The sequence below is a fragment of the Roseobacter denitrificans OCh 114 genome (assembly GCF_000014045.1).
Taxonomy (GTDB): Bacteria; Pseudomonadota; Alphaproteobacteria; order Rhodobacterales; family Rhodobacteraceae; genus Roseobacter; species Roseobacter denitrificans.
On record NC_008209.1, the window covers coordinates 877,716 to 889,768 of the forward strand.

At 59.4% G+C, this 12,053-nt stretch carries 13 protein-coding genes and 1 pseudogene; 4 read left to right on the forward strand and 10 right to left on the reverse strand.

Annotated elements, in window-relative coordinates; genetic code table 11:
* Nucleotides 1–17: 17 nt before the first annotated feature.
* From RD1_RS04165 to RD1_RS04175, 3 genes are read right to left on the reverse strand one after another with little or no spacing between them, the layout of a single operon-like run.
* Nucleotides 18–1,112, reverse strand: a complete 1,095-nt coding sequence (locus RD1_RS04165) for a DUF1513 domain-containing protein (protein ID WP_011567195.1) — start codon at nucleotides 1,110–1,112, stop codon at nucleotides 18–20.
* 2 nt (nucleotides 1,113–1,114) lie between these two features.
* Complete coding sequence (locus tag RD1_RS04170) at nucleotides 1,115–2,083, reverse strand: imelysin family protein (protein ID WP_011567196.1); 969 nt, start codon at nucleotides 2,081–2,083, stop codon at nucleotides 1,115–1,117.
* 4 nt (nucleotides 2,084–2,087) lie between these two features.
* Nucleotides 2,088–3,611: a di-heme oxidoredictase family protein gene (locus RD1_RS04175; RefSeq protein ID WP_011567197.1), complete on the reverse strand. Its 1,524-nt coding sequence runs from the start codon at nucleotides 3,609–3,611 to the stop codon at nucleotides 2,088–2,090.
* Nucleotides 3,612–3,683: 72 nt separating this feature from the next.
* Between RD1_RS04175 and RD1_RS04180 the strand changes: the two genes are divergently transcribed.
* Together RD1_RS04180 and RD1_RS04185 are read left to right on the forward strand one after the other, a co-directional pair.
* A complete protein-coding gene (locus tag RD1_RS04180) occupies nucleotides 3,684–4,097 on the forward strand; it encodes a hypothetical protein (protein ID WP_105880385.1) in 414 nt (137 codons plus the stop codon).
* 118 nt (nucleotides 4,098–4,215) lie between these two features.
* On the forward strand, nucleotides 4,216–4,686 hold the full coding sequence (locus RD1_RS04185; protein ID WP_011567199.1) for a Dps family protein: 471 nt from the start codon (nucleotides 4,216–4,218) through the stop codon (nucleotides 4,684–4,686).
* Nucleotides 4,687–4,746: 60 nt separating this feature from the next.
* Here RD1_RS04185 and RD1_RS04190 read toward each other — a convergent pair whose 3' ends face one another.
* The 5 genes and pseudogenes from RD1_RS04190 to RD1_RS21125 all read right to left on the reverse strand — a co-directional run bounded on the left by RD1_RS04190 (nucleotide 4,747) and on the right by RD1_RS21125 (nucleotide 7,155).
* Nucleotides 4,747–5,004 carry a DUF1289 domain-containing protein gene (locus RD1_RS04190; RefSeq protein WP_011567200.1) on the reverse strand — a complete coding sequence of 86 codons (258 nt, stop codon included), beginning with the start codon at nucleotides 5,002–5,004 and terminating at the stop codon, nucleotides 4,747–4,749.
* Nucleotides 5,005–5,067: 63 nt separating this feature from the next.
* Nucleotides 5,068–6,328: pseudogene (locus tag RD1_RS04195) on the reverse strand (imelysin family protein).
* Nucleotides 6,329–6,356: 28 nt separating this feature from the next.
* Complete coding sequence (locus RD1_RS04200) at nucleotides 6,357–6,836, reverse strand: hypothetical protein (protein ID WP_011567202.1); 480 nt, start codon at nucleotides 6,834–6,836, stop codon at nucleotides 6,357–6,359.
* Nucleotides 6,833–6,997 (reverse strand): hemin uptake protein HemP, encoded by a 165-nt coding sequence (gene hemP, locus RD1_RS04205; protein ID WP_245897358.1) that lies wholly within the window; start codon nucleotides 6,995–6,997, stop codon nucleotides 6,833–6,835. Before hemP ends, RD1_RS04200 begins: the two co-directional genes overlap by 4 nt.
* Before the next feature lie 5 nt (nucleotides 6,998–7,002).
* Complete coding sequence (locus tag RD1_RS21125) at nucleotides 7,003–7,155, reverse strand: hypothetical protein (RefSeq protein ID WP_011567204.1); 153 nt, start codon at nucleotides 7,153–7,155, stop codon at nucleotides 7,003–7,005.
* Nucleotides 7,156–7,341: 186 nt separating this feature from the next.
* On the opposite strand from RD1_RS21125, the gene RD1_RS04210 reads away from it, so the two are divergent.
* Nucleotides 7,342–8,970, forward strand: coding sequence for an ABC transporter permease (locus RD1_RS04210; protein WP_011567205.1), 1,629 nt, complete (start codon nucleotides 7,342–7,344; stop codon nucleotides 8,968–8,970).
* 54 nt (nucleotides 8,971–9,024) lie between these two features.
* Here the strand turns inward: RD1_RS04210 and RD1_RS04215 are convergent, their stop codons facing one another.
* Together RD1_RS04215 and RD1_RS04220 are read right to left on the reverse strand one after the other, a co-directional pair.
* Nucleotides 9,025–10,038, reverse strand: coding sequence for a Fe(3+) ABC transporter substrate-binding protein (locus RD1_RS04215; RefSeq protein ID WP_011567206.1), 1,014 nt, complete (start codon nucleotides 10,036–10,038; stop codon nucleotides 9,025–9,027).
* Nucleotides 10,039–10,233: 195 nt separating this feature from the next.
* A complete protein-coding gene (locus RD1_RS04220; protein WP_081432916.1) occupies nucleotides 10,234–11,394 on the reverse strand; it encodes a permease in 1,161 nt (386 codons plus the stop codon).
* Between the two features lie 105 nt (nucleotides 11,395–11,499).
* Between RD1_RS04220 and RD1_RS04225 the strand changes: the two genes are divergently transcribed.
* A complete protein-coding gene (locus RD1_RS04225) occupies nucleotides 11,500–11,937 on the forward strand; it encodes a MerR family transcriptional regulator (protein WP_011567208.1) in 438 nt (145 codons plus the stop codon).
* The last annotated feature ends 116 nt before the right edge of the window (nucleotides 11,938–12,053 follow it).

A 12,053-nucleotide genomic window follows, 5' to 3' on the forward strand; every position in this document is an offset into this window, starting at 1 on the left:
AAGTGATATGCCATGCTTCAGGTTGAACTCGAAAAGCCATGTGAAAGCGAAACAAGGTGGTTGTCAAAGGCCAGTCCGTGGGCGCGCTTGAGCCGCATGTCTTGCCACGCAAGGTCGAACACATTCCCGAACCCATCGGTGGCAAGGCTGCCCCCTTGTGCAAAACTGGTCAGCCCACAGACATCTGTTGCGCGGTGCGTGCCGGTTTGCGTCCCCGTTTCATCAAAGATCAGAACGCGCCCACCGCGTGGGGCGGATGCTGCAAAACCTGTGTGGCCAAGCGTGCAAACGCTCCCGATATAGCCATCAAGACCGTGCGTCGCGCCATCGCTGAACTGCGCAGGCACAAGCTCTCCTGACCCTTTGTAGAAGGCGACAAGAGGGGGTGCTGCAAATGGATCACCTTGCCATTGAAACCCGCAAACGATTGTTCCATCCATCGTCGCTGCGATGTGGCGCAGGGAATTGTGATGGGTGTCGGCGGGCACCGGCGCGACGTCGATCAGCTTACCCGTCGGCGACAGTATGGATAGATTTGGCCGCATTGTGTCTAGGTTGAGCTTTGCACGACCTGTTTCCGGATGCGTGCGAATGCCGCCATTGGCAACGGCCAGATCGCCGGACGCCAATGTCAGGATTTCATGCGGCCCGATCCCGCCGGACGGGAATTCATCAACGCGTTTGTACCCATCAGAACGCGCCCAGACGCCGATGCGTCCCTGACCGGAAACGATGTCCTGTTCGGTGGTGTAAAGCAGCCTGCCATCCAGCGAAAACGTCGCATGCCCATAGAAATGTCGGTTGTTGGGTGTTGCGATGGTCTGGCGTATCGCGCCCGTTGCACAATCGACAACCTTCGCGAAGGTGCCGGGCCTGCGGGCGATTGCGACGGCTTCGGCAAGATGCGGATGTGCGGCGGCGGCATGCCCGCGCGCGGGCAGCGGTTGTCTGAATGCAATTTCGCCCGCAGCGGTCAAGCCGACGATCAGGAAAGCGCCATCCCTGTCCATGGCGGCGGTCAGGGCCACGGGATTGCCGACCGCTGCCCATGTCAGTGACGGCGCGACGGAGGCAAGCGCCATGCCGGCCATGAATTGGCGGCGCGACGTCACGTTCAATCCCCGTCCAGCGCGTTGAAGCCAGCCGATATACCAAGGGGCGTCCCGATTTCGTCGATCACGGCGACCTGTAGCGTGCGCACCGATTGCTGAAGCGCCTCGATCCGGAACCGTGATGCAGGGTCTGCGACGCCGGCAAGGGCCGGATCATCGAGCCGATCGGCGCGGCTGTGCGCCTCGGCGAACGCGCTGCGGGTTTGCACAAGGTCCGCAGCACCCACATGCGGGGCGAGGTCCTCCAGCGCGGTCAGCGACAGGATGATGTGGCGCAGGGCGCGTTCGGACCGGCGCGCTTCCGCGCGCAAGGGGCGGGGGCGGTCGTAACTTCCGAGGGGCCGCCCAAGCCGTTGATCATGCAGAAATTCCAGCCCGGTTGAAAGGGCTGTATATAGTGCGCGCTGTGTTTCCTGAACGGATTGATAGCGCGTATTTCCCTCGGTACCGGCGGATTGCATCAGCTCTGCGTAGGCGGGCCATGCCTGATCAAGGGCAGTCGATTTCTGCGCAAGCCCCGTGGCGATTGCCCGCGTCAGACGGCAGGCATAGGCCGGATCATCCTGTGGTTCAAAAAGCAGGCGTTCAAGAGCCGTGAACCCCTGTGCGGCGACGGAAACTTCGCCAAAACGCGCCGCATCATCAACGATGGGGTCCTGTGCCGCGAACAACCGGGCCAGCGCTTTGCCTGTGCGGTCTTTCGGGTCGGGCCAGAACGCCATGGCGAGCCATGTGCCCTGATCCTCAACCGGACCGAACTGGATATGGGAAATGGACACCCAGGCATCATAGGCTGTCGCAAACGCGGGCCGCACCGCATCCGGGGTGCAATCTGCCAATGCGGTGGCCGACAAATCCTCTGTCGCTTCGACAAGCCGGGCGTGACCGGGCAGAATATGGTCAGTGATCGCGCTGCTCACATCCGCAACGGCGGGCACGGCAATACAGGCTAAAACGAGGGCGAGCCGCATATTGCTAAAGACTCTCGAGGAATTTGATCAGGGCGGCGCGGTCGGCTGACGGCATGTCGATGACCCGCTGTTTGTGCGGTTCCGCTTCGCCGCCATGCCAGAGCACGGCCTCCAGCAGGGAGCGCGCGCGACCGTCATGCAGGAAATAGGTATGGCCGGAAACGGTTTCGGTCAGGCCAATCCCCCAAAGCGGCGGGGTGCGCCATTCACGCCCGGTTGCGCGTGCTTCGGGGCGGTTGTCTGCAAGGTCCGGACCCATGTCATGCAGCAACATATCCGTATAGGGCCAGATCAGCTGAAAGCTCTGTTCGGGCTGGCCTTCGATGCGATGCGTGACGAATTTCGGCGTATGGCAGGCGATGCACCCGGTCTCGTAGAACACTTGTTTGCCGCGCAGAACCTCGGGGTCATCCACATTCCGGCGTGCGGGTACGCCGAGGTTCGAGGCGTAAAAAGCAACAAGCGCCAAGCCTTCATCGCTGATCTCGGCATTGTCATGTGCTGGCGTATTGCCATCGGGGGCTGCGCGACACGCCTCTTGCGCATCCGTGCATTCGCCGTGACCGTCCGGAAACAGCGTTGAGGAAATACCGATATCCCCGAGGAAGGCCGCCGCAGATTGTTCAAGCACTGAGGGTTGACCCGCTTTGAGCCCGAACCGGCCCAGCATCGGCACGCCGTGCGCGCGTGACATGACGATTTGTGCACGCCCGGAAATACCATCACCATCCGCGTCATCCGGATCGGCAAGGGCCAGAATATCGGCGGCCGGTATCGCATCCAGAAGCCCCAACCCGATCATCTGTGGGGCAATGCGGGGAGACACCATGATATCCGGATGCAACGGGCCATAGCCCGGTTCCGTGATCGCATATCTCGGCGCCCGCAGGCGCGCGGTTTCTCCATCGGACAGGGCAATCTCAGTCTCGGTATAGGTGATGGCGATCTGGCCTTCGCTGGCGTGCCCGGCGACGGAAAAATCCTGTATCTGCTCGCCATAGTTCGGATCCGGCTGGGTGGCCAGATAATCCGAAATCGCCTTTGGTGGTGTGCCACCGGGGATCGAAACGCGCAGCAACATCGACACGGCGCTGTCGCCGGGGCCTTTGGGTGGGTGGCCACGCCCGTCCTTCAGGTGGCAGCGCTGGCAGGAGCGCGCGTTGTAGAGCGGCCCCAATCCGTCCGATGCCAATGTCGAGGAGGGCGAAGACACCCAGAGCTTTTTGAACAGCCCGTTGCCAACCTTGAAATCAAGTTCCTTTTCGAAACTGATGTTACCGGACGGCTGACTGAAGGCATGTGTCGTATCGCGGGGGCGCACGGTGGCTGCACCCGCTTGATTCGTTTCGAATTGCTCGGGGGCCGTGAAATGGGTTGTGGGTTGCGTGATTACGGCAATTCTGGCCGTTTCGTCTGCCGTTCGCGGCGTGATCGGCAGGTGTAAATCATGCAGAACTTGATCTGCATCAACCTGATGCGACGCAAAGCAAAGTAAAAGAGTCAGAGTTAGGCTTGTATAAAGATGCATTCCCTATCATTATACTCAGGAATTATGAAATGCGAGTAGATTCTCATGCCGACCCAAGGAGTTTCCCGCGAAGTGTTGCCTTTAAGTTGTGACAAATGGGCGACTGCCGCCCCTGAACAAAAACTGGAGCCCGAGGCGCTGGGGTTTCTCAATTACCTGCGATTTGTCGCAATGAACTGTCGGGCAAAGCCGCATACGGATTTGTTCGAGGCCTGCGCGCTGCTACATACGGAGCATGACAAGACGCAGCAGGCTCATGCCGAAGCGTTGATGCGCTGCCTCAACCAGGCGCTCGGCAAGCCTGCGCGGCTTTATGCCCCCGGCGTCACGGAGATGACATTTGACGAAAGCTGGTTGATACAACTTTGCCTCGCCAGTGCGCGTGAAGATCGCGCCAGCGTTCATTTCCTGGTTCAATCACGAATCGCGCGGGAGCACCGCAGGTTGATCACCTTTCTGGTTCATTGGATCACGGAACGGTTTTAACGCTTTTAGAATAATTCTAAAAAACCCTTGCCTTTGTGTTAAGCTTGCCTAAGTTAAGGCCCTGCAAGCTACGCGAAATGCCAGCCAGCACATTGAAAAATCAAAAAAGGAGCAAGGGATGACTCAGACAGCCGTTGCGCTTGCGACCGATGCGCGTTCCGCCATCGCCGAAGCGTTGAACCAATCCGTGGCGGAGACCGCCGTCGCGACGATGCTCGCGCAGAATTTTCACTGGAACGTGACAGGTATGGCCTTTGGCCCGCTGCACGATCTGTTTCAGAAGATCTACGAAGACCATTTCGTTGCGCAGGACGACCTTGCGGAGCGTATCAAGGCGCTCGACGCCCATGCGGAAGGCACTCTGGCGGGTATGATCAAACGCTCGAAGATCAAAGAGCATGACGGCAAAGCCTCTGACAAAGAGATGATCAAGGTGATGCAGGAGGCGCAGGAAACGCTTGCCGCCACGCTTGCCGGTGCCGGGGCGATTGCGGCGGAACACGGCGACACGCTGACCGAAGACCTGTGCATTGCCCGTGGTCAGGAGCATGAAAAATTCGCGTGGTTCCTGCGCTCGCATCTGGCATAACGACCCGGGCGCAGATTTCATAACGCGTATCGCCCTGACGGGCGATGGCACCCAAAAAGGTCAGGCCACGTCCCGTACTGCGGCGATCGGCTTGACCTTTTTCTTGAGGCACTTGCGCAGGTACTTCGGCTTCCAGTGCCTGTATTTCCCCATAAGTGACTGCTGACCGACAAGCATCTCGACAAATGCCTCGCGGTGTTTGTCTTTCTTGAGTTGCTTGAACAGCGATTTCTGCGTCTTGGTCATCGAACAGCCGATACAATGACCTTCGCGCTTGAATTTACAGACGTCAATGCAGGGGCTTGGTGTTTTGCTCATGATATACCTCGCGAAGTTGACCGGGCATCGTCGGCCCGGTCGTGGCTGGGGTCAAGGGGTGGTTTACTGAAAAACAGCGTTCGGATTATCGAGGCTGTCAGAGCCTTTCGAATTCGATCTGATCAACGCCAAGGGCGGCCACCGCACGTTCAATGGACCGGGTTTGCTCCACCAATGCGTCAACCGCGCCCATGATCAGGGCCTCGCCAGCGGCATTTCCGCGTTCCAGCATCATGTCATAGGCGAACCCAGCCTCGGCAGCGGTTTTCATTTCCGACATCTCAAGCATCGTCGTGTTGAGTTTCGCTGTCAGTTCCGCGTCCACACCTGCGTCTGCGGCGGCAACCAGTGACGACAGGGACGGGCCGGAAACGATGGTGCCATCAATGCGCGTGTAGCTGCCGAGATAAACGTTGCGAATGCCCATCGCATCGTAGAAATGGCTGTTGTGGGTGTTGTCCGCAAAGCAATCATGCTCTTCTTCGGGGTCGTTGAGCATCAGGCCCAGTTTCATCCGCTCTCCGGCCTGCTCGCCATAGGAAAGCGACCCCATTCCTGTCAGGATTGCGGAAATCCCTGCGTTTTCGTCTGCGATGAGTTGGGTGCGGGCTGCCCCGCCGTCCTGCCATTGCGCGACCATCCACTCCAGATCGGACACCAGCAGCTCGGTCGCTGCCGACAGATAGTCGCCGCGGCGGTCGCAGTTCCCGCCCGTGCAGGCCTCCCCGACCGCGTAATCGGTCCATGGACGATTGCCTGCACCGGGGCCATGGCCATTCAGGTCCTGACCCCACAAAAGAAATTCAATGGCGTGATAACCGGTCGCCACATTTGATTCGACCGCGTCGGCCTCATGCAACGCCCCTTCCAGCAGGGCCGGTGTGATCTGCGTCGCATCCAGTGTCTCGCCGGACAGCGTGAAGGACGGATTGGCAATCACGTTCAAGACTGCATATTCATTTGCATCCGTGGCACCGCCATAGGACGCATCGACGTAATCAATCAGTCCTTCATCGAGCGGCCAGGCATTTACCTTGCCTTCCCAGTCATCGACGATGGCATTGCCGAAACGATAGACTTCGCTCTGCTGATAGGGGACACGCGCCCTGATCCATGCCTCTTTCGCGGCCTGCAAGGCTTCGGCAGACGGCGTGGCGATCAGCGTATCGACGGCGGATTGCAGGGCCTGCGCGGTTGTCAGGCTATCCTCGTATTTCGCGAGCGCGATGTCCGCGTAGTTGTCGAGGACTGCGGCTTTATCCGCAAGCGCAGGGGTGGCCGCCAATAGCGCGCTGCCCAGCGTTGTCGTTAGTATACGTTTCATTGTTGGCTTTATCCCTTGTTCAGTCAGATTAATGCAGGCGGACAACGTTTTGCGCCGTCTGCGGTATGGGTTGTATGGATTGACGGCTCATCTTGCGGGCACAGGCGCCGACCTGTCCGGCAAGCAGCGCCACATGTTCGGCCCGCGCCGGCCCCATCAAGAGGGTCGCCACAAGCGCTGCATCGTTCAGATGCCCCTCTGATGCCATCCGGACCAGGTTGACAAAGACCGCTTCATCCGCGCCAACGCAGGAACACCCTACCTGATGGCGCACCAACGGGCGATGCGCCGAAGAGACAATGGTGTGCACCAGCGTCTCGAACGCATGGCATTCATGGGTTGCATGTTCACCGGGCAGGGCCTTGCGGTATTCATTCCAGACCTGCGATTGTCCGGATGATCCCTCGCACCAGAGTCGCAGGTTCAGAACCAGGTTGGCTTCCCAGGGATCCATGTTGCTCAGCACGGCAACGGCGGCTGCGCCGCGTTCACTGTGTTGCGGCATCATTTGGTCAAAATCAATTTGCCGGCGCGCGTGATGCGCATGTAATAGGTTTGACCATCCAGCACGACACAGGCCTGCACGCCGTTCTTGATCAGCTCGCGCGCATCATAGGTGTCCATTTGCGGTGTGATGGTGGTTGAGGACGGGTTCGGCACATCGGTCATGGCATTCATGACGCACGCTCCAGCCGATCAAAAACGAATTCGATGTTTTGATCGGTCGGGAAAATATCTGTCAGCACGGTGGCCAACACTTCGTTCCAGCACGGTTTGTCTGAAGGCTGTTTCGTGTCCATTGGTCGATCCAAGCGGTTCTTGCCCATGAGGTCTCTCCTGCGATGTGAGGATGTCCGGGCTGCCCGAAACGGGGTGGCTGAGACTCAATGACCTATTGTTGATAGAATTAGTCAGAATTGTCAATCCCGACAAAAACAATCAGGCCTATAATCTGGCAATCTTCCGCGATACACAGGCGTGAAACGAAACACTCTGCGGTCGGGCTTCGAAAAATGGACAAGCATATTATCACTGGCATCGCCTTGTTTGTGGCGGCAATTTGCCTGTTGCCGATCATCGGGGTCATCGCGGCTGCGGCATTCAGCTCTTTCGACACGCTGGGGCAACTCGCGGACACGGTCCTTTGGCGGTACACATGGACGACGCTCGTGCTGGTCGTTCTTGTGGCCGTCGGCAGCATTGTCATCGGGGCGACAACCGCATGGCTGGTTGTGACATCCGAATTCCGGGGCAGGCGATTCTTTGAGATCGCGCTGGTCGTGCCGCTCGCCTTTCCCGCCTATGTGCTGGCCTATGCCTATACCGATATCCTTGATCATCCGGGCATCGTGCAAACCACGCTGCGCAACCTGATGGGGTGGGGGCCGCGAGACTATTGGTTCCCCGAGATCAGATCACTGGGCGGTGCCGCGCTGATGCTGACGCTCGTGCTTTATCCTTACGTGTATCTGCTGACGCGCGCAGCGTTCCGGATGCAGGCGGCGACCCCCTTTTACGCAGCGCGCTCGCTGGGGTCCTCTCCGCTCAAGGCCTTTTTACGGGTGTCTCTGCCCATGGCGCGCCCCGCCATCGCGGCGGGCACGCTTCTGGTGGTGATGGAGACGATTGCGGATTTTGGCACCGTGGCGCATTTCAGCGTCCAGACATTTGCGACCGGTATCTACACCAGTTGGTTCGGGCTGGGTGATCGGGGGGCTGCTGCGCAACTGGCGCTTGGCCTTTTGGCCTTCGCGCTGCTTGTTGCGATTCTGGAGTATATGAACCGGGGGTCTGCGGCCTTTGCATCCAAGGGGCGACAGGAACCATTTGTGCGCTTCACCCTGACGGGGCATCGCGCTTTTGCGGCACAATGCGCCTGTGCGGTGCCGGTATTGCTGGGGGTCATCGTACCTGTCATCACCCTGATCCTGATGGGTTTGCGCTCTGAGCAGGATATTTTCAGCCCCCGGTACATGCGCTTTATCCAAAGCACGCTGACGCTGGCCAGTATCGCCGCCGTCGTGACGGTTTTCGCAGCGATCCTGCTGGGCACGTTCAACCGGGTGTCGCCGGGGCGCAGCGCGCTGGCCTCGCTGTTTATTGGTCGGCTTGGATATGCCGTGCCGGGCGGAGTCATCGCCATTGGCCTTCTGGTGCCTTTCGCGAACTTCGACAATTGGCTCGATGCGCAGATGGAGGCGTCCTTTGGCATCTCGACCGGCCTTTTGATCTCGGGCTCGATCTGGCTGATGATCGCGGCCTATATGATCCGTTTTCTCGCGGCAGCCATCGGGGCTTATGACAGCGGCCTTGCAACTGTCACGCCGAATGTGGATGCGGCCTCGCGGGTTTTGGGGCGTACCGCCTGGGGCACCGTGCGCGACATCCACCTGTCAGTTCTGCGCCCAAGTATCCTGACCGCGATGTTGATTGTCTTCGTTGATACGGTAAAGGAACTGCCTGCCACGTTGATCTTGCGCCCATTCAATTATGACACCCTTGCGGTACATGCCTTTCGATTGGCCTCGGATGAGCGTCTGGAAGGTGCAGCGGTGCCCAGCCTGATGATCGCAGGCATAGGTCTGATCCCGGTCATCATCCTATGTGCGCAGATCAGTGAGTGGCGGCAGGCGCGGGCCTGAAACGCGAAAAGGCGCGCCACGAGGGGCGCGCCTTGATGCTCGATGGGGCTGGCTTTATTCCCAGCCGGCTTCTGCCAGGATCCGCTGTGCGGCGTCGATGTTTTCCGCAATATCCGACAGGGCAATCGCATCGGGACGGAAGATGCCCAAAGCTGCGACCGATGGCGCAAGGCTGACGCCGGGAACGGCGGGATACTCATCGTTGCCAGCTGAGAAATACTGCTGCGCCTGCTCGGATGCGAGGTATTCAAGGAACTTGACGGCATTGTCCTTGTTGGGTGCATTCACAGCAACACCGCCACCGGAAATGTTCATGTGTGCGCCGATATCGTTCTGGTTCGGGAAGACCCAGCCGATCATATCCGTGCTGTCCGACAGACCGGAAACGTCTTTGCGCAGCGCGCGCGAGAAGTAATAGGTGTTGGACATCGCAATGTCGCATTCGCCTGATACGATACCGCGCAGCTGGTCAGTGTCACCCCCCTGCGGAGCGCGCGCGAAGTTGCCCACAACCGCCTTGGCCCATTCGCCTGTGGCCTCTTCACCAAGGTGTGCCACGAGGGCGGCGACGATGTTCTGTGTGTATACGTTTGACGAAGAACGGATGCAGATCTGACCCTCGTATTCGGGCTTTGCCAGATCCTGGTAGGTTGCAGGCGGGTTCGTGACGTCGTTCTTGTCGTAAAACAGGATGCGCGCGCGCTGCGAGAAGGCAAACCACTGATTGTCATCATCCTGCAAATAGGCGGGCACTTTTGCTTCGAGAACCTCGCTGTCCACAGACTGCAGCAGGCCCATGTCTTTCGCGCGTGTGATGCGCACGGTGTCTACGGTGAGAAACACATCGACCGGCGAATTCGACCCCTCGGCCTCCATTCTGGCGATAAGCTCGTCCGCTTTGCCCTCAATGCGGTTGACGGTGATGCCCGTTGCCTCGGTGAACTCCGAATAGAGGCGTTCGTCGGTATCATAGTGCCGCGACGAATACAGATTGAGCTCGCCCTCAGCGATCGCGCTCGTTGCAGTCATGGCGATTGCCAAGGCAAAGAGTGAAGTCTTGGTGGTCATTGGAAACTCCCAGTTTAATCCCTACTGTTTTACTCAATTACAGCACCCCGACAGAAAGGCAACCCATTCTGATAAAATTAGTCAGGAATGATTCCGGAAAATAATCTGTCATGTCTGAACGTCCTCATGAGGGAAGGGAGGGCTAGTGTCGCATCAGCTATTGAGACGGTGATGCGACCGCCTGACAGTTCCGGTTCAACCCGCCGTGTTGAGCGCCCAGCCGATCAGCAGCACCTGCGGTACGGTGAGCAGAGGCAACAGCAGCGCCGCCCTGAGGCGCCCGGTGACTTCGCGCAGGATCAGGACCTCGGTGTAATCGGTCGCGACACCCGCCATCAGAAAGGTGAACGCGTTGCCCGGTGCGGCGGCGCGGGTCATCAGGTCTGCGGCGATGGGAACGGACCCTTCGGAGCAGACCTCAATGATCGTGGCGGCGAGCAGGGTGGTAAAGAGGCCCAGCAGGGTCGCGCCGAACCATGTCTGGAACGTCTCGGTCGGGACAGTTGCCTGTATCAATGCGGCCAGCACGATCCCAAAGAACAACCACCGCAGCACCATCTTGCTGGCGCTGACGGACCGCTGCGCCACATCGCGCACAAAAGCCATGTCATAGCGGGTCGCCTTCAGGCCCGCTTTTGCCTCGCGCCAGACATGGAAATCAGCCGGTAGGTCGATGCGGTTGGGGTTGGGTCTGACGCGGCCTGCGCGCTCCAGCGCTTCGACGGCCAGTCCCGTCAGCAAAGCGATGACCAGCGAGGCCCCGAGGAACAGGAACATCCAACCCCAGCCCATCAGCGCGCCGATGATGATCGTCAGCGACAGGGAATTCCACGGGCTTGCGATCAGAAAGGCAAAGACCTGTCCGAGGCTGGCACCGCGCTCATAAAGCTTGGCCCCCACCATCAGCACATCGTGGTTGCACAGATCAAGCAGCACCCCGCCCAGCACCGCGCGCACAAGACTTTTGGCGCCCTGATCGCGCCCGATGATCCCGATCACGAACTGGCGCGGCACCCGGTCAATCAACCCGACAGCGACCATCCCCACAAGGATGCCCCACCACATCAGGTTCATCATGTCCTGCACGCCATGGGTGAAAACGCCCAGGCCAAAGGGCGCTTCATGGGACAGGAAAAACCCCGCCACATAGGCCGCAAGGATCAGCCCGCCCGACCCCCAGAGCATCCAGTCGATGCGCCGCCACAGCGGGGCGTGCGCTGCGGCAACCGCACCGCCGCAGCACTTGGTCGTGGCCGCAGACCCGCAGCCGGTTGCGTCACCGCTTGCAGTGTCGACGGGCAGGATGAACCCGGTGGGGTCGCCGCTGGATCGGGTATGTGGTGCCGGATCGGACATGGGGCCTCCGTTTCTTGACCCTGATATACGACCTCTAGTAACTATAGCTTCAAGAGGTATTTTCCCGGAACCGCAAATTTGTTTTCTGCTCAGGAGAAAGCATCCATGTACCCCATCGGCACCCTGTCCAAACGCACCGGTACAAAGGTGCAGACGATCCGCTATTACGAACAGATCGGCCTGATGCAGGCACCGGAGCGCTCAAGTGGTGGGCGACGGCGCTATAACGATGCGGCGCTTGATCGCCTGTCTTTCATCCGTCACGCGCGCCAGCTTGGCTTTACCCTTGATGCGATCCGCGAGTTGCTCGATCTGTCGGATAACCCGGCGCGCCCCTGTGCGCAGGTCGATGAAATCGCGCATCGCCAGCTGCAAGAGGTGGAGCAGCGGATCGCGCGGCTTGAGGCCCTGCGCGTTGAACTGGAACGCATGTTGGATCAGTGTCGCAGGAATACTGTGGCGGAGTGCCGTGTGCTACAGGTGTTGGGGGATCATTCTGCCTGTCTGTCCGATCACGGTGCGCCCCTGAGCCGCGAGGCGTGACTTGTGGGGCTTGCCCCCTGTCATCTGCCTGACCGAAGAAACACCCAAGACGCTGCACCGCTTGGGACAAGAGGTATTTGCGCAGTTGGCAACTCAGGGCGGCACACGGGATCGAA